9 protein-coding genes are annotated in these 19554 nt (G+C 66.2%); all 9 read left to right on the forward strand.

The window, feature by feature from the left end:
- Positions 1 to 274: 274 nt before the first annotated feature.
- Positions 275 to 2053 carry a S8 family serine peptidase gene (locus tag LC490_RS12045; RefSeq protein WP_051885412.1) on the forward strand — a complete coding sequence of 593 codons (1779 nt, stop codon included), beginning with the start codon at positions 275 to 277 and terminating at the stop codon, positions 2051 to 2053.
- A 285-nt stretch (positions 2054 to 2338) separates the two neighbouring features.
- Entirely contained in the window at positions 2339 to 2857 is a 519-nt protein-coding gene (locus LC490_RS12050; protein WP_031374076.1) for a hypothetical protein, read from the forward strand.
- A gap of 433 nt (positions 2858 to 3290) precedes the next feature.
- Entirely contained in the window at positions 3291 to 5243 is a 1953-nt protein-coding gene (locus LC490_RS12055; RefSeq protein ID WP_223620318.1) for a PKD domain-containing protein, read from the forward strand.
- A 295-nt stretch (positions 5244 to 5538) separates the two neighbouring features.
- Positions 5539 to 7542, forward strand: a complete 2004-nt coding sequence (locus tag LC490_RS12060; protein ID WP_223620319.1) for a PKD domain-containing protein — start codon at positions 5539 to 5541, stop codon at positions 7540 to 7542.
- A 706-nt stretch (positions 7543 to 8248) separates the two neighbouring features.
- Positions 8249 to 10264 (forward strand): proprotein convertase P-domain-containing protein, encoded by a 2016-nt coding sequence (locus tag LC490_RS12065; RefSeq protein WP_223620320.1) that lies wholly within the window; start codon positions 8249 to 8251, stop codon positions 10262 to 10264.
- Between the two features lie 312 nt (positions 10265 to 10576).
- Entirely contained in the window at positions 10577 to 12859 is a 2283-nt protein-coding gene (locus LC490_RS12070; RefSeq protein WP_051885343.1) for a M14 family zinc carboxypeptidase, read from the forward strand.
- Between the two features lie 63 nt (positions 12860 to 12922).
- Entirely contained in the window at positions 12923 to 13048 is a 126-nt protein-coding gene (locus LC490_RS24400) for a hypothetical protein (protein WP_255610845.1), read from the forward strand.
- 296 nt (positions 13049 to 13344) lie between these two features.
- Complete coding sequence (locus tag LC490_RS12075; RefSeq protein WP_223620321.1) at positions 13345 to 14985, forward strand: M20/M25/M40 family metallo-hydrolase; 1641 nt, start codon at positions 13345 to 13347, stop codon at positions 14983 to 14985.
- A gap of 434 nt (positions 14986 to 15419) precedes the next feature.
- Positions 15420 to 19508: a right-handed parallel beta-helix repeat-containing protein gene (locus LC490_RS12080; protein ID WP_223620322.1), complete on the forward strand. Its 4089-nt coding sequence runs from the start codon at positions 15420 to 15422 to the stop codon at positions 19506 to 19508.
- The last annotated feature ends 46 nt before the right edge of the window (positions 19509 to 19554 follow it).

A 19554-nucleotide genomic window follows, 5' to 3' on the forward strand; every position in this document is an offset into this window, starting at 1 on the left:
AGGTAGGGGGTTTTTACGTTTTTACGTTGTGACGCTCGCCACACAAGTGCGTAACAAATGCGTGATTTGCTTCACTTTTACGCCACAAAACGGTGACGTCGATCTCTTGTCGTTGCGGCCGCGCAATCGTTAGCGTGGATCGACGGATCGCATCGGCTTTCGCCGGATGCGCTTCGCGAACAAGTCCGGGCATCGCGGCGTCCTCGTCGTTGCCGACGGTCCACCGGACGACTCCGCCGTACTGCGGCCACTTCAGTTTAGGGGTTCTCAACAGATGTCCGTTCGTTCGAATCGCGTACACGCCCTTGCCGCCGCCACCGCCCTGGTGCTGGCTTCGACCGTCGCCGGCTCGGCTTTCGCCGCCGAGCGCGTCAACCTCAGCGGCCTGCAGACCGCCGCCAAGTTCGACCGATTCATCGTCAAGTACCGCGACGGCAGCGTCGAGCGCAGCAGCGCCGCGAGCGTGCAGAGCGCGCTCAGCACCGCCGCGACCGCATCCGCCGGCAAGGTCAAGGGCAAGGCCGCGCTCGGCCTGAAGCACCTGCGCCGCACCGCCATCGGCGCCGATGTCGTGCGCGCGGACCGTGCGCTCGATCGCGCCGAGGCCGAATCGCTGATGCGCCAGATCGCCGCCGACCCGAACGTGGACTTCGTCGAAGTCGACGTGCGCCGCCATGCCCTGCTGACCCCGAACGACACTCACTACGGCGTGCAGTACGGCTTCAACGGCGCCAACGGCGGCATGCGCGTCGACCAGGCCTGGGACGTCTCCACCGGCAGCGGCGCGGTCGTTGCCGTGCTCGACACCGGCATCACCCCGCACAGCGACCTCAACGCCAACATCCTGCCGGGCTACGACTTCATCACCGACACCTTCGTTTCGCGCGACGGCGACGGCCGCGATTCGAACCCGAACGACGAAGGCGACTGGAATAACGCCACCGAGTGCGACCAGCCCGGCTACGACGTCGACGCCAGCGATTCGAGCTGGCACGGCACCCACGTCGCCGGCACCGTCGCCGCGGTGACCAACAACGCCAAGGGCGTCGCGGGCACCGCGTTCAACGCCAAGGTCGTGCCGGTGCGCGTGCTCGGCCGCTGCGGCGGTTACGACTCCGACATCTCCGACGCCATCGTCTGGGCTTCGGGCGGCAGCGTGTCGGGCATCCCGGCCAACGCCAACCCGGCCGAAGTGATCAACCTCAGCCTGGGCGGCGGCGGCGCCTGCCCGAGCAGCTACCAGACCGCGATCAACGGCGCGGTCGGCCGCGGCACCACCATCGTCGTGGCCGCCGGCAACGAAAGCGCGAACGTCTCGACCTCGACGCCGGCCAACTGCGCCAACGTCATCGCGGTCGCGGCCACCACCTCGGCCGGCGCCAAGGCGGGCTTCTCGAACTACGGCACCGGCATCGACGTGTCGGCGCCGGGCGACCAGATCGCCTCGACCCACAACGGCGGCACCACCACCCAGGGCGCCGAGCAGTACGTGTACATGAGCGGCACCTCGATGGCTTCGCCGCACGTCGCCGGTGTGGTCGCACTGCTGCAGTCGAAGGCGACCACGCCGAAGACCCCGGCCGAAATCGAGACCCTGCTCAAGAACACCGCGCGTGCGCTCCCGGGCGCCTGCTCGGGCGGTTGCGGCGCCGGCATCGTCAACGCCAAGGCCGCGCTCGACGCGCTCGGCGGCGGCACCCCGCCGACCGGTGTGCAGACCTACACCAACGGCACCGACGTCGCCATCCGCGACAACGCCACGGTCGAAAGCAGCATCGCCGTGTCGGGCCGCACCGGCAACGCGCCGAGCAATGCTTCGATCTCGGTCAACATCGTCCACACCTACAAGGGCGACCTGAAGGTCGACCTGGTCGCGCCGGACGGCACGCTCTACAACATCCACAACCGCACCGGCTCGGGCACCGACAACGTCGTCGGCACCTTCACCAAGAACCTGTCGAGCGAAACGCTCAACGGCACCTGGAAGCTGCGCGTCAACGACAACGCCTCGCAGGACACCGGTCGCATCGACACCTGGAGCATCACGTTCTAAACCCGCCGGCAGGCTGCCCGTGAGGCTTGCCGACGTTCAGAACCCCGGTTTCGACCGGGGTTCTTTTTTTTAGGCTCGCGCGCAGTCACCGAGGTGAACGCACGCCGACTTCCGGCTGTGCCAGATAGCGCGCTCACGTCCGCCAACGAACGCGGGGAGTAAGCTCTGAACGTCGCCGGCAGCGGGCCGCGACCGGTCGCGATGCCCGATCTTTTCATCGCAAGATGCAACCCCGAACCTCAGGTTCATGCGTTCCATCGATACCCGCTCACAGGAGAAGCCCGCATGCCGTTCCCGATCCGTACGTTGTGGCTGTCGTCCACGGCCTTGTTCCTCTCCATTGCGATGACCGCCTGCATGGCCTCCAGCACCACTCCCGACAACACTCCCGGCGCGAGATCCCAAGTGAATTCCGAAGTCAATCCGGAAGTGAATCCGAACCCGAAGCGGGCGCCGGCCCAAGTCGGCGAACCCGCCGGCGGCGGCCCGTTCGCGCAGTTCATCGTCAAGTACCGCGACGACAGCGCGCCGCTCAAGCAGCAAGGCACGGTGCAGACGCGCCTGAACCAGACCGCGCAGCGCCTGCAAGGCGTGGCCGGCAAGGGGGGCGCCCCGACCCTGACCTGGAAGCACCGCATGGGCATCAACGCCGACGTGTTCAGCGTCAGCCCGGCGCTCGACCGCGCCGGCGCGCAGCGCCTGATGCAGGCCTTCGCCGCCGATCCGGACGTGCAGTTCATCGAGCCCGACAACCACATAGCGCTCGATCCGATCATCCGCGGGCCGGAGGTCATCGAGAAGTAATCGCCGGCGCGACGCGTCGCCGGAACCTCCAGCAAGACTGCAAGAAATTCATTGACGCAAGGCACGCAATCTTCGCTGCGAAGCACAAAAAAACCCCGGCAAAAGCCGGGGTTTTTTGTTGCGCGAAAGGCGCCGTCGCGCGGAGGTTTTATCGCTCCGCGATCGGCGGATTTCGCCTGCGCGAAAGAGTTTTCCGATGCATGACCTGCATCACGAACGGTGCCGTCTAATCGCAGGCCAAACCGTTGCCGCGGCCTTGCGCGAAACGTTAGCGTCGAAGTGCGGAGGGACGACGACTCGATCCGCAATCACGAAACGCCAGATCGGGGCACGAGGGCGAACAGGTACTGGCGAACAGGCCGCCTGCCTTCGATGTTCCGGCGATCACCTTTCGGCCGCGTTTGCGGCTTTACTTCCTTCGGGGGTTCCACCAATGACCAGCAAGTCTCGCAACCGCGTCCGTGCGCGCGGCCTGAACACCGCTCGCGTCGCCGTACTCGCATCCGCGATCGCCGCACTGCCGGCCTTCGCCGCACAACCGCTGTTCGTCGGCGACGCCACGCCGCGCGCCGGTATCGCCGGCAGCCAGGGCTCGTCCGCCCTAGGCCGTGCGCAGAGCCTGGCCGCCGCGCCGGCCACCGCCTCGCTGCGGCTCAAGCGCGCCGATGCCGCCGTGGTCAGCGCGCAGACGCGCGAAATCGAACTGCAGCTCGGCGGCCACCTGGTCAACGCCGTGCTCGACAACGTCCGCGAAACCCGCGGCGGCAGCACGGTCTGGATGGGCCACCTGCGCGGCACCGGCAAGGCCGCCGCCCGCACTGCGCGCGAAGTGCGCAGCGACGAACGCAACTCGGTCGCCCTGGTGCGCCGCGGCAACGGCGTCACCGGCAACGTCCGCGTCGACGGCCAGCTGTATCGCATCCGTCCGCTCGCCGACGGCAGCCATGCGGTGATCGAGGTCGACGAAACCCGCATGCCGCCCGATCATGCCGCCGACTACAACGAGGCGAGCCTGCCCCAGATCGACATGCGCGCGGCCGCCACGCATGCCGCCCGCAGCGGCGGCCTGGTCGGCCCGGCCGCGACCGAGCCCGGAGCCACCGCCACTATCCGTGTGCAGGTGGTCGCGACCAACGACGCGGTCACGGCCTATGGCGGCGATATGGAGGCGCTGGTCGAACTGGCCGTCGCCGAAAGCAACCAGGGCTACGTCAATTCCAACGTCGGCATCAACATGGTGCTGGCCAACTACCGCACCGTCCAATACACCTCGGTCGGCGACGGCCACGCCACCGACGTGGACCGCTTCGAAGGTACCAACGACGGTTACATGGACGACATCCACGGTACCCGCGACGCCAATGCTGCCGACGTCAATGTCCTGGTCATCAACGACGACAGCAACTGCGGCCGCGCGGCCGCGATCGGTTCGAACGCCGCCACCGCGTTCGCGACCGTGCACTACGATTGCGCGACCGGCTACTACAGCTTCGCTCACGAGATCGGCCATCTGTTGTCGGCCCGTCACAACCAGCAAAACGATCCGAATACGCTGCCTTACGCTTACGGTCACGGTTACCAGTACATGCCCGCGCAGGGCGCTCGCTGGCGCACCATCATGGCCTACCAGTGCCCGGGCACGGCCTGCACCCGCCTGAACTACTGGTCCAACCCGGACGTCACATATGGCGGCGTGGCGATGGGCACGGCCGATGTGAACCACAACCAGCGCGTGCTGGTGCAGACCAAGGCGGCGATGGCGGCATTCCGCGCCGACCCGGGCGCCAACGTCGCACCGGTGGCGAATTTCAGCTCCAGCGCCAGCGGCCTGACGGTGAACTTCACCGACAGCTCCACCGACAGCGACGGCAGCATCGCCTCGCGCAGCTGGAACTTCGGCGACGGCACCAGCTCGACCGCGACCAACCCGAGCAAGACCTACACCGCAGCCGGCACCTACAGCGTCGTCCTGACGGTCACCGACGACGACGGCGCCACCCACAGCAAGACCGCCTCGGTCACGGTCAGCGCCAGCGGCGTGCAGACCTATAGCAACGGCACCGACGTCAACATCCCGGACAACAACGCCACCGGCGCGAGCAGCAGCATCGCCGTGTCCGGGCGCAGCGGCAACGCGCCGAGCAACGCCAGCGTTTCGGTCAACATCGTCCACCCGTACAAGGGCGACCTGATCGTCGACCTGATCGCGCCGGACGGCTCGGTCTACAACATCCACAACCGCAGCGGCGGCAGCGCCGACAACGTCACCGGCACCTTCACCAAGAACCTGTCGAGCGAGCCGCTCAACGGTACCTGGAAGCTGCGCGCGGCCGACCGCGCCTCGCAGGACGTCGGCCGCATCGACACCTGGAGCATCACGTTCTGATCAGCCTCGCGTTTTGAGGAACCTCCCTCCGGAGGGACCTCGTGTACGGGGGAGTCCCGGCTTCTGAGGAGCCGGGCTCCTGAAATACCGGCGGGCTTAGGGGAGTCCGCTTTCCGCTCGACGATGGTCTGAAACGGCCGTGGCGAGCTGCGATCCGGACGCGGACCGCAGCTCGCTGCGGGCGCGCTTGCCCGGCATCCGGCCCTTCGCCTCGAGGGGCCGGATGCTCCGGGCCGGTCCAGACTTCGTTGCGGAACCTCGCCACCACGTCGTCCTTCCCAACATGGAGCAAGTAATGAAACGACTGACCGCTTCCCTGGCCCTGCTCGCACTGTCGATCGGCAGCGCGCTCGCCGCCCCGACCCTGCGTCCGGCGGCTTTCGACAATGCCCGTCTTTCGCGCATCGACCGCATCGCCCTGCGCAGCATGCCGGCGGTGGACGTAGCCAAGCTGCGCGCCGAAGACCTCAAGCGTGGCCGCAACGAAGCGCCGCGCTTCGCCACTTCGTTGCCGGTGGACATGAACACCCTCAACAGCGGCACCTGGGAAGACCTCGACGCCGACCATGCGGTCTGGCGCACGCGCATCGAATCCAAGAACGCGCTGACCCTGAATTTCCATTTCGATCAGTTCAAGCTGCCCGCCGGCGCACGCATGCTGATCTATCCGGCCGACCAGACCCCGGGCTCCAACGCCTCGCGCGTACGCAGCTTCACCGCCGCCGACAACAACGCCTTCAACGAGCTGTGGACGCCGGTGGTGATCGGCGATGAGGCGGTGATCGAAGTGGTCGTGCCGCGCGCCAAGGTCGGCGAGCTCAAGCTGCACCTGGCCGGCGTCCAGCACGATTACAAGGGCCTGGGCCGGCTCGCGCGCGAAGCCGCGCTGGAGCAGGCCACCGGCGTGTCGGGCAGTTGCAACATCGACGTCGTCTGCCCCGAAGGCAACGCCCATCGCGACGTGATCCGCTCGGTCGCCGCCTACTCCAAGCAGGGCACGATGTGGTGCACCGGCTCGCTGGTCAACAACACCGCCAACGACAAGAAGATGTACTTCCTGACCGCGAACCATTGCGGCATGACCACCGCGGCGATCGCCGCGAGCATGGTGGTGTACTGGAACTACCAGAACTCGACCTGCCGCGCGCCGGGCTCGTCCTCCAGCGGCGCCAACGGCGACGGCTCGTTGTCGCAGTCGCAGACCGGCGCGGTGGTCCGCGCGACCAACGCCGCGTCCGACTTCACCCTGCTCGAACTCAACACCGCCGCCAACCCGGCCCACAACCTGTTCTGGGCCGGTTGGGACCGCCGCGACCAGAACTTCTCCGGCGCGACCGCGATCCATCATCCCAACGTCGCCGAGAAGCGCATCAGCCACTCGACCACCGCGACCCAGATCAGCGGCTACAACGGCGCCAGCGGCAGTACCCACCTGCACGTGTTCTGGCAGGCCAACGGCGGCGTGACCGAGCCGGGTTCGTCGGGTTCGCCGGTCTATAGCCCGGAGAAGCGCGTGCTGGGCCAACTGCACGGCGGCCCGTCGAGCTGCTCGGCGACCGGCGCCGACCGCAGCGACTACTACGGCCGTATCTTCACCTCCTGGACCGGCGGCGGCTCCGCTGCGACGCGCCTGAGCAACTGGCTCGACCCGTCCGGCACCGGTGCGCAGTTCATCGACGGCATCGACTCCAGCGGCACGCCGACCAATACCCCGCCGGTAGCGAACTTCAGCTCCACGGCCAGCGGCCTGACCGTGAGCTTCACCGACAGCTCCACCGACAGCGACGGCAGCATCGCCTCGCGCAGTTGGAACTTCGGCGACGGCACCAGCTCGACCGCGACCAACCCGAGCAAGACCTACACCGCGGCCGGCACCTACACCGTCACCCTGACGGTCACCGACGACGACGGCGCCACCCACAGCAAGACCGCTTCGGTCACGGTCGGCACCGGCGGTGCGCAGACCTATACCAACGGCACCGACGTCGCCATCGCCGACAACAGCACGGTCGAAAGCTCGATCGTCGTGTCCGGCCGCAGCGGCAACGCGCCGGCCAGCACGCCGATCGCGGTCAACATCGTCCACACCTACAAGGGCGACCTGAAGGTCGACCTGGTGGCGCCGGACGGCACCCTCTACAACATCCACAACCGCAGCGGCGGCAGCGCCGACAACGTCACCGGCACCTTCAACAAGAACCTGTCGAGCGAAGCGCTCAACGGTACCTGGAAGCTGCGCGTCAACGACAATGCGAGCCAGGACACCGGCCGCATCGACAGTTGGAGCATCACGTTCTGATCGACCGGGCATCGATACGATGACCCTGTAAAACCCCGGCTTCGGCCGGGGTTTTTCTTTGCGCGGTCCATTTCGAGTCGCCAGCGAATCTGCCTGTGGCGCATAGAAGCATGGAAGCGACGATGTCGATGGAGCGGGCGAGGCCGGCCGTGCCGAGCGGCAGAGACCCGGGCGCACCTTCGGCGGCACGAACGTACCGCTCCCTGCCGAATGCCGCCGTTCTCGATGGGGCGAGCCGTAGTCGAAGAGGTATCTTTCCGCGCGGGAATGGCATCGGAAAAACGGCGCCGGCGATGGGCCGTCGACGCGGCTGCGTCGGAGTTCCCCGGGTTCGTGTCGTGCATTGCATCATGAACGCGGACGGGTTCTCAGTTTCAATTTCCGCTCCGGCACACCGATTTCAATCGAAACAAATCTTCGTTGTATGCGTGACGTCAGGCACGGATGCGATGTCGACTCGACGCGTTTGCGTCTTGTTGTGCGCGACGCGTGTGCCTCAGAGTCGCGCCGTGGTCGCAAAGGCACGGTAGCAACGCGCACCACGCGTCGTAGAAAAAACGCACGCTCAGGGGAAGCATGCGGCCTCGCCTGCATCAAACGCTGGAGCATCCAGTTCCCATCGCCTGACCCCGTCGCCATCGCCATTGTCGAACACACCGGCCCAGCCGGCGTCGCGGTCTTGCCTCTACTACGGACGGAGAGACTCATGAAACGACTTTGTGGTTCCTTGCTGTTGCTCGGACTGTCGATCAGTGCCGCACTTGCTGCCCCGGCCACGCGCCCGGCAGCGTTCGACCACGCCAATATCTCGCGCCTGGACAAGATCGCGCTGCGCGCGATGCCGGCGGTGGACGTCGCCAAGTTGCGCGCGGAAGACCGCGTGCGCGAAGCGCGCAATGAGATTCCTCGCTTCGCCGCCTCGCTCGATCTCGACATGACGCCGTTGAATTCGGGCGTGTGGGAGAAGCTCGATGCCGATAACGTCATCTGGCGCCAGCGCGTGCGTTCGGACAAGGCGTTGTCGTTGAACTTCGGTTTCACCCAGTACCACATGCCGGCCGGCGGCCGTCTGTTAGTGTATCCGGCGACGCAGACCGCAGGCGGCGATCGCAGCCTGATCCGCGAGTACACCGACCGCGACAACAATCCCTCCGGCCAGTTGTGGACGGCGATCGTGCCCGGCGAAGAGGCGGTGATCGAAGTGGTCGTGCCCGCGGCCAAGGCCGGCGAACTGAAGCTGCACCTGACCAAGCTCGGTCACGACTATGTCGGCTTCGGACCGCTCGCGCGCCGCCTGGCTGCGGCAGCAAGCGGCGAAAAGGGCGTCTCGGGCGCCTGCAACATCGACGTGGTCTGCCCGGAAGGCGACGGACGCCGCGACATCATCCGCTCGGTCGCGGCCTACTCGAAGAACGGTTCGCTCGCTTGCACCGGTTCGCTGGTCAACAACACCGCCAACGACAAGAAGATGTACTTCCTGACCGCGCACCATTGCGGCATGGGTACGGCGTCGACCGCGGCCAGCATCGTGGTGTACTGGAACTACCAGAACTCGACCTGCCGCCCGCCGAACACGCCCGCCAGCGGCGCCAACGGCGACGGCTCGATGACCAACACCCAGTCCGGTTCGACTTACAAGGCGACCTACGCGACCTCCGACTTCACGCTGCTCGAACTGAACACGCCGGCCAACCCTGCGTTCAATCTGTTCTGGGCCGGTTGGGACCGCCGCGATCAGAACTATCCGGGTGCGATCGGCATCCATCACCCGAACGTGGCCGAAAAGCGCATCAGCAACTCGACCAGCCCGACTTCGTTCGTGGCCTGGGGCGGCGGCGCGGGCACCACCCACTTGAACGTGCAGTGGCAGCCGACCGGCGGCGTGACCGAGCCGGGTTCCTCGGGTTCGCCGATCTACAGCCCCGAGAAGCGCGTGATCGGCCAGCTGCACGGCGGTCCGTCGAGCTGCAGCGCCACCGGCACCAACCGCAGCGACCAGTACGGCCGCGTGTTCACCTCGTGGACCGGCGGCGGTGCGGCGGATTCGCGCCTGAGCAACTGGCTCGACCCGGGCAACACCGGTGCGCAGTTCATCGACGGCCTGGATTCGGGCGGCGGCACGCCGAACAATCCGCCGGTGGCGAACTTCACCTCGTCGGTCAGCGGCCTGACCGCGACCTTCACCGACAGCTCCACCGACAGCGACGGCAGCATCGCCTCGCGTAGCTGGAACTTCGGCGACGGCACCACCTCGACCGCGACCAACCCGTCCAAGACCTACAGCGCCGCCGGTACCTATACCGTCACGCTGACCGTCACCGACGACGATGGTGCGACCAACACCAAGACCGGTACGGTCACGGTGTCGGGCGGCCCGGGTGCGCAGACCTACACCAACGACACCGATGTGGCGATCAGCGACAACGCCACCGTGGAAAGCTCGATCACCGTGTCCGGCCGCAGCGGCAACGGCTCGGCGACCACGCCGATCCAGGTGACGATCTACCACACCTACAGGAGCGACCTGAAGGTCGACCTGGTGGCGCCGGACGGCACGGTCTACAACATCCACAACCGCACCGGCGGCAGCGCCGACAACGTCATCGGCACCTACACCAAGAACCTGTCGAGCGAACCGCTCAACGGTACCTGGAAGCTGCGCGTCAACGACAATGCGAACCTGGACACCGGCCGCATCGACAAGTGGAGCATCACGTTCTGATCCACCGACGCCGCGCGCCGTAACGGCGCGCGGCGTTTCCATTGGCGCTTCCCCGTCCGCGGGGAAGCGCCATGGACGAAGTCCTGTTCGCGAATGGAATTCCGCGCGGCCCGGCGACCTCGCCGCGTGCACCCCGATCCAAAGACGCGCCATGCGTCATCGCAGACCACTGCGCCGTTCTGCCGTACGCATCACGAAAGCGAGGCATGGCCGCGACGGGCGACGCTTGTCAGCCCACGTGCCGCGTACCCAGCATGGTGGCCGCACCCACCGCATCGCTGTCCAACGTACCGGTACATGGAGAGTTTCCCAATGCGCTTCCAATACGCCGCGCTGCCCCTGTTGCTGGCCTTGTCCGCCGGCGCCAAGGCAGCCGATGACCTGCCTGTCTTCGTCACCGCGAAATACACCAACAGCGCGCAGTTGCAACGCATCGCGTCGCGCTTCCAGCATCTGATCGTCGACCGCGAGGCCAAGACCGTCCGCGTCGAAGCCATGCCGGAGGATCTCGCCGCGCTGAGCCGCGCCGGCTTCAAGTACGAGGTCGATCGCGACGCGACCGAGAAACTGCAACGCCTGCAGACCGCGCTGCAAAGCTCCGCGCTCGGCATCAAGAGCATTCCCGGTTATGCCTGCTATCGCACGGTCGAGGAAACCTATACGACCATGGACCAGCTGGCGGCGAGCAAGCCGCAGTTGGCGCGCGTGACCAACATCGGACCGAGCTGGCAGAAGACCCAGAGCGCCGGCACCGGCTACGAGATGAAGGTGCTCAAGCTGACCAATTCGGCGACCGACGCCGCGCTGCCGAACAAGCCGACCCTGGTGTTGTTCGGTTCGATCCACGCGCGCGAGTACACGCCGGCCGAAACCGTCACCCGTTTCGCCGAATGGCTGGCCAACAACTACGGCACGAACGACGAGGCGACCTGGCTGCTCGACAACTTCGCCTTCCAGTTCGTGCTGCAGGCCAATCCCGACGGCCGCAAAAAGGCCGAGGCGGGCTCGTCCTGGCGCAAGAACGTCAACAACAGCAATGGCAGTTGCAGCGCCTCGGCCATCGGCGTCGACCTCAACCGCAACTTCCCTTATCACTGGAACAGCGCCGCCGGCGGCTCCAGCGGCAACGCCTGCGCCGAGACTTATCGCGGCCCGCTCGCGGCCTCGGAGCCGGAGACGCAGAACCTGATGCGCCTGGTCGCCGGCACCCGTAACAGCAGCGGCGTGTATACCGGCGGCATCTTCCCGGACCGTCGTCCCGACGACGTCAACACCGCCGCGCCCGAGGATTACCAGGGCATTTTCATGGACATCCACAGCGCCGCCCAGCTGGTGCTGTGGTCGTGGGGCGACACCAGCAATCCCGCGCCGAACAGCGCGGCGTTGCGTGCGCTCGGCCGGCGCATGGCCTTCCACAACAACTACCGCCCGCAACAATCCGACGAGCTCTACGCCACCGACGGCACCACCGACGACACCATGTACGGCCTGCTCGGCGTGCCGGCGTACACGATCGAGCTGGGCGTGTCGTTCTTCGAGAGCTGCAGCACCTTCCAGGGCACGACCCTGCCGGACAACCTGAAATCCTTGCGCTACGCAGCGCGCAGCCTATGGGCGCCGTACAAGCTGCCGTCCGGCCCCGACACCACCGCGGTCAGCGTGTCTTCGGCGACCGTGCCGGCCGGCACCCCGGTCACGTTGACGGCGACCGTCGACGACAGCGTGTTCAACCAGAGCAACGGCACCGAGCCGGTGCAGAACATCGCTTCGGCGCGGGCCTACCTCGATGCGCCGCCGTGGGCGGCCGGAGCGGTCTCGTATCCGCTCAACGCCAGCGACGGCAGCTACAACAGCAGCCGCGAAGTCGTGACCGCGAGCATCCCGACCACCGGCCTGGCCAACGGCGTGCACACCTTGTACGTGCAGGGCACCGACGCCGCCGGCAAGCCGGGCACGCCGAACGCGGTGCGCTTCACCGTCGGCGGCACCGGTCCCATCAATACCCCGCCGGTCGCGAATTTCACTTCCAGCGTCAGCGGCCTCAGCGTGAACTTCACCGATAGCTCCAGCGACAGCGACGGCAGCATCGTCGCGCGCAGTTGGAACTTCGGCGACGGCACCACCTCGACCGCGACCCATCCGAGCAAGACCTACGCCGCATCGGGCACTTACACGGTCACCCTGACGGTCACCGACGACGATAACGCCAGCCACAGCAAGACCGCCTCGGTCACGGTCAGCGGAGGCGGCGGCACCCAGACCTACAGCAACGGCACCGACGTGCAGATCCCCGACAACGCCACGGTCGAGAGCAGCATCGTGGTGTCCGGCCGTACCGGCAACGCACCGAGCGACGCCTCGATCGCGGTCAACATCCTGCACAGCTACAAGAGCGATCTGAAAGTCGACCTGGTGGCGCCGGACGGCACCCTCTACAACATCCACAACCGCAGCGGCGGCAGTGCCGACAACGTCGTCGGCACCTTCGTCAAGAACCTGTCGAGCGAGCCGCTCAACGGCACCTGGAAGCTGCGCGTCAACGACAACGCCACCCAGGACACCGGCCGCATCGACAGTTGGAGCATCACCTTCTGATCGTTTTCGGATCGTAGGCAAGTTGCAGCGCGCATCCCCGGCTACGACCGGGGATGCGCGTTTATGCAGGCACGCATCGGCTTCGTCGAGTTTCTGCGCAGCCGCATGCTGCGGTGCAGGGCGATCGCGTCGGGCCGCCGCAACGGCGATGTTTCCATCGCCGAAACAGTGAAAATTCCGCGGTTTTAGTGTCGATTTCGCCCTCCGGACGTGCGCCGTAAGCGGTTACTGCGCGTATGCATGACCGAGGTCACGAACGCGAATGTGCGCTCGAACAGGTTGTCGCTTGTTCGTCATATCGGATCGCGCTTAGGGTCGAGTCCCGGGCGTATCGGAACGTTTCCCCCCGCACCGTTCGGCGCCGCTTTCACGCGCAGCAAACTCTCGCGACGAACCGCACTCTGCGGCCGTCATCCCAGTCCATCGCGTCCCTGCGCCGATGCCGCCCGCATCCGGCCGGGCGACGCCGAACAGGAGCGCCTTCCGTGAACAAGCACTTTGCCCCGTTGCCCGCCTTGCTCGCCCTCGCATTGTCCGCCGCCATCGCACCGGCGATGGCGCAGACGCACAGCCACGATCACGCACGTCCGGCCGACGCCACCGACGATCCGTTGCAGCCGGTGTTCATCGTCACCTCGCGCGAGACCTTCGATGCCGGCGTGCAGTCGCTCGCGCGCAACGCCACCGGCGTCAGCAACCCGGCCGGTGCCAAGCTGGTGGTGGCCGAACTGAAGACTTATCAGCTCGCCGACGTGACCCGTCATGTCCACGAGAAGGAAAAGCGCTGCGGCGGTTTCGTCGCCTTCGAGACGCGCGCCGAGGCCGAAGCCTTCGTGCGCAGCGAGCGCAGCGTCGAAGCGATGAACACCAAGTTCGCCACCTACACCATCGACAACCAGGCGACGGTGAATCCCTGGCTGGGCCAGGTCGCCGAAGCGAACATCCGCGGCACCATCAGCCACTTGTCGACCCAGTACCCGAACCGTTACTACGCCTCCAGCCACGGCCGCACCTCGGCGACCTGGATCAAGGACACCTGGGCCGGACTGGCCAACGGCCGCAGCGACGTTACCGCCGAGCTCTACACCGGTTGCACCACCTGTTCGACTCAGCCCTCGGCGATCCTGACCATCCAGGGCAGCGAGTTGCCGAACGAAGTAGTGGTGCTGGGCGCGCACCTGGATTCGATCTCCAGCAGCGGCAGCGGCGATTCGATGAACGCACCGGGCGCCGACGACGACGCCTCGGGCATCGCCACCCTGACCGAAGTGCTGCGCGTGGCCATGGCGAGCGGCTACAAGCCCAAGCGCACGATCAAGTTCATGGGCTATGCCGCCGAGGAAGTCGGCCTGCGCGGCTCCAAGGCGATCGCCACCGATTTCAAGAACCGCGGCGTCAACGTGGTCGGCGTGCTGCAGTTGGACATGACCAACTACCGCACCAGCGGCGCGCCGGCGGTGCGCCTGGTCAGCGATTACTCCAACTCCAGCCTGCAGCAGTTCCTGCGCGATCTGTACACGACCTACATCGGCGGCACCGTCGGCAGCTACACCTGCGGCTACGGTTGCTCCGACCATGCCTCGTGGACCTCGGCCGGCTTCCCCGCGGCGATCTACTTCGAGGGCGGCACCTCCAGCGGCGGTTACTTCGGGTCCATCCACACGCCCAACGACACCCTCGCCAACATGGGCAACTCGGCCGCCAACAGCGTGCCCTTTGCCAAGCTCGGCCTGGCCTTCCTCGGCGAACTCGGCAAGACCGCCGGCACCGGCCCGGGTCCGGGCACCCAGACCTATACCAACGGCACCGACTACGCGATCAACGACAACGCCACTGTCGACAGCCCGATCACCGTGTCCGGCCGCACCGGCAACGCGCCGACCAGCGCTTCGGTGTCGGTCAACATCATCCACACCTATCGCGGCGACATTAAGGTCGACCTGGTCGCGCCGGACGGCTCGCTCTACAACATCAGCAACCGCGCCGGCGGCAGCGCCGACAATCTGAGCGGTGCCTTCAACTTCAACCTGTCCAGCGAGCCGCTCAACGGCACCTGGAAGCTGCGCGTCAACGACAACGCCAACAACGATGTCGGCCGCATCGACACCTGGAGCATCACCTTCTGATGCCTGTCCGTAGCTGATCGAACCGAAACGGGCTCCGCGATGGAGCCCGTTTCTTTTGTGGCCCCGATGCGATCGGCGGTGGTCGTGGGCTTTGACCGTGCGGCAGTAGCGGCGAATGCCCACCGGATGCCGTGCCGGCCGGCCTGCGATTTGGATCGAGGCAGCAGCGCTGCGGCCTTGCCGCGAGCTCGCCCGTTCGCGCTCGCAGCAGCACAAGCTATTGATTTTACAGCTGTTCTTGCCATGTCGGCGCCGTTGTCGCCAAAGTGAATCCTCTCTGAATCCGCGCCGACGGTTTCAGGCGCGCCTTTCTACTTTCCCTCTGAACCGCCCGCAGTCGAGGCGAACCGCTGCCGTGTCCTGGAGCGGTCCGCGGTCGAGTGCAGGCAGATCGCTGCGGCGTTCGCATCGATACCACTCAGGGGAACAGCACCATGAATTTGCGTACTTGGATCGCGGCGGCGCGCCGCCGGACCGAGCCGATGACCGTAGCCCGCAGCGCCGGGGCTGAGCGGAAACGGCCGCGCAGGTTCAGGATCGCCTGTCTGTGGCTGCTGGTGGCTTCCTCGTCGTTGTGGGCAGGCAGCGGTCTGGCTGCAACCTATACGGTTACCAGCCTGGGCGATGCTGCCGGCACCTGCGCGGGCACCAGCCCGAATTTCAGTTGCACCACGCTGCGCGCGGCGATTACGGCGGCCAATCTGACCGCGACGGTCAATGACAGCATCGTTTTCAGCGTCGGCGGCACCATCAACGTCGGATCGGAACTGCCGATAGTCTCCGACACGCTGACCCTCAACGGCGCCGGCATCACCCTGAACGGCAACAACGGTGCTTATCAGGCACTGCGTTTCGCCGCGGGAGCGGGCGACAGTCAGCTTCGCAATATCAGTATCCGCAACTTCGCTGCGGTGGCGGTGAGCGCGGCCAATGTCGCCAATATGCTGATGAACGGCAACACGATCACCATGTCGGCCGCGTTCGACGCCATTCGCTGCTCGGACAGCAACGGCTGCACCATCACCAACAACACCATCGGCGGGATCGGCTCCTACGCCATCAGTGTATTCAACAATGCGGCCATTGCCGGGTACCAGGGCAGGGTGGCCGGAAACCGCCTCAGCGGCGTCAGTATCGGCGTTGCTCTCTCGGGCGTGACCGACGTGACCGTGGACTCCAACGTGATCAGCGGAACCAGCGGTGCCGGTATCCGTTTGGTAGGCTCCAATGGCGATATCACCAGCGGCAACACACTGACTAACAATACGATCAGCGGAAATACGGGCGCGGGCATCGTGCTGACCGGCACCACCGGCGGTACCGGCACCAACCAGACCAACGACAACCGGATCGAAGGCAACATCATCACCGGCAACGGCGGCGTCGGTATTGCATTGACCGGAAACGCCAACAGCAACGTCAACCAGAACACGATCACCGGCAATACCATCACCGGCAACTCGGGCGACGGCATCAACGTCAGCGGCACGACGGCGACCAACAACGCTATCTATGCCAACACCAACATCTCCGGAAACAGCGGGCTCGGCATCGACCTGGGCACCGATGGCGTGAATGCGAACGATGCCGCCGACGCCGATACCGGCCCGAATACCTTGATGAATTACCCGGTGGTGACGAGCATCGTCGGCACCACGGTCAAGTTCGTCCTCGACACCACCGCCAATGCCAACGGCTATCGCATCGATTTTTACCGCAACCTCGGCGGCCTGGATGCGACCGGTTTCGGCGAGGGCCAAGTGTGGCTGAGCAGTTGCACCGTCACCGTGCCGAGCGCCAGCGTGCCGAGCAGTTGCACCGTCGCCGGCCTGGATGCGGCGTCGCTGAGCATGACCGCGACCCGCTGCCAGAACGCGGGTTGCGTGACTACGGCGACCACCTCGATCGGCTCGACCTCGGAATTCAGCGGCCCGAGCAACACCGACCTGCGGATCAGCAAGACCGATGGCCAGACCCAGTACGGTACCGGCCAGACCCTGACTTACACGATCGTGGTCAGCAATGCCGGCACGACGACGGTCAGCGATGCGGTGTTCACCGATCCGGCGGTGAGCGGCTTGTCGGTGACCGGGGTCGCCTGCGGCAGCGCCACTTTGAGTTCGCAATGCCCGGTCGCCGCAAGCACCACGGTCGCTCTGATGCAAGGTGCCGGCATCGTCATCCCGCGCTTGACCGCCGGCGGCAGCGTGACGTTTACCGTGACCGCCATGGCGACCGCCAGCGGCGGCAGCCTGACCAACACCGCGGCGATCGCCGTGCCGGTCGGGGTGAGCGAGACCGCCGCGGCCGACAACAGCGCTTCGGACACCGACGGCATGCAGCCGAGCTTCGGCACCTGCGATTCGAGGCTGTGGCTGGAGCAGTCGCCGGGCGCGCCGACGCCGACCACGCTGTACCAGATCGGCACCAATGCCAATCCGCTGACTTTCGATGCCGTCGGCACGGCGACGGTGGTGTACAACGCGGTCGGCTACAACCCAACCGACAATTATCAGTACGGCCTGGTCACCCCGACTAGCAATACGCTCGTCAGGATCGGGTCCGACGGCGCTGTTGTCAGTTTGGGCACCGTCAGCGGCTTGCCTGTCGGGACTTACATCAGCGGAGCGTTCGGCACCGCCGGCAATATTCTTTACGTCAAGAGCAACCTCGCCGCCGGCACGACGATGTACGCGATCAACGTGACCACGATGACCGCGACGGCGGTCAGTCTGAGCGCGGCGATCGATATCGCCGACTGGGCCTGGGTCAATGGTCTGTTGTATGGCGTCACCTTCACCGGCCAATTGGTGTCGGTGAACCCGAGCACCGGCTCGGTGGCGAATATCGGTGCGTCCAACAGCCTGCCCGACGGCTTCTTCGGCGCCATGTACGGCGCACCCAACGGCCTGTACGGCTCCGGCAACAACCCGCCGAGCGGTTTCTACAAGTTCGATCTGGCCACCGGCACCGCCACCTTGATCAGCGGCGCGCCCGGTTCGAGTTCCAACGACGGCTCCAATTGCCCGACCGCCAACATCACCTTCGGCGCCGACCTGCAGATCACCAAGACCAATACGCCCGGGGTCAACGGCAACGTCGACCAGACCAGCGACACCTATGCGCCGGGGCCGCGTAGCTACACCGTCACGGTGACCAACGCGGGCCCGTTCGGTGCCGCCAATGCGGTGTTCACCGACCCGGCGATCGCAGGTTTCACGGTCAGTTCGGTGACCTGCGCCAGCCCGACCGGCGGAGCGGTGTGCCCGACCGTGGCCAATACCACCGTCGCCTTGATGCAGGGCAGCGGCATCGTCATTCCGTCCCTGCCTTACAGCGGCGGTACTTCGAGCAGCGTGACCTTCACCATCGCCGGCACCATCGCCACGAGCGCGACCGGCACCCTCGCCAATACCGCCACGGTCGCGGCCGGAGCCGGCACCGGCGACACCGCGCTGACCAACAACAGCGCGACCGACAGCGACACGCTGGCGCAAGCGCAACTGACCTTGCGCAAAGTCAGTTACGGTGGAGTGGGGACCTTCGATTTCACCATCGACCAGGGTTCGGCCAGCGTGGTCGCAACGCGTAGCCTGACCACGGCGACAGAGGGCACGGTGGTGACCGATAGCGTGCCGGTGCCGATGACCCCAGGGCAGACTTATCGCATCATCGAGACCACCGTGCTGTCGTCCGGGCGGGCGTGGACGCTGACCGATTTCAGTTGCACCAACATCGCCGCCAATAAAGTCTTCAGGAACTCCGGCGACACCTACACCTTGCTCAGCGTGCCTGCCGGCGCCGACATCGTCTGCACGGTCACCGACCGCAAGTCGCCCACCTTCCAAACGCAGAAAATTTGGGCGCGTGCCGCCCCAGGGGATCGGGTCGTGTTGGCCTGGTCGCGTACGGCCGGCGCGAACAGCGCCAGCGGTTACTCGGGCAATTACGCGCCCGTCGCAGACGCCACCGGCAATAATACGTCGACCTCGCCGCCGACCGCGGTCTACATCGGCGATACCCTCAACCTGAGCGCCGAGACTTGGCTGACCCAGACCGGTACCTATACGACCTCCGACTACATCTGCACGCGTTCCAGCGACGGGACGACGTTTACCGTGCCGGCTTCCGGCGGCAGTTATGCGCTGACCGATGCCGACACCGGGGTCAATCTGCTCTGCAGCGTGACCAACACCCGGCGGGTGGCGGATCTGTCGATCACCAAGACCAATACACCGGCGGCCGGGGCGAACGACCAGGCCGGCGACACCGTAACCAGAGGCGCCGCCAGCACGTACACCATCGTCGCGAGCAATGCCGGCCCGGACGCGGCGGACGGTGCGGTGATTCGCGATACGGTCGGGCCGGGGCTGACTTGCGCCACGGTGAGCTGTAGCGCCAATGGCGGTGCGGTGTGCCCCGGGACGGTGGATGTCGCGACCTTGCAGGGCAGCGGCCTGGTCGTCGCCACTTTCCCGGCCAACAGCAGTGTCAGCCTGCTTCTGACTTGCACCGTGCAGTGAGGCATGGCGGCCGGCACGACCGCTCCGGTGGGCCGCGTTCGGTCCG

The sequence above is a fragment of the Lysobacter sp. ESA13C genome, assembly GCF_019970005.1.
Classification (GTDB): Bacteria; Pseudomonadota; Gammaproteobacteria; order Xanthomonadales; family Xanthomonadaceae; genus Lysobacter; species Lysobacter antibioticus_B.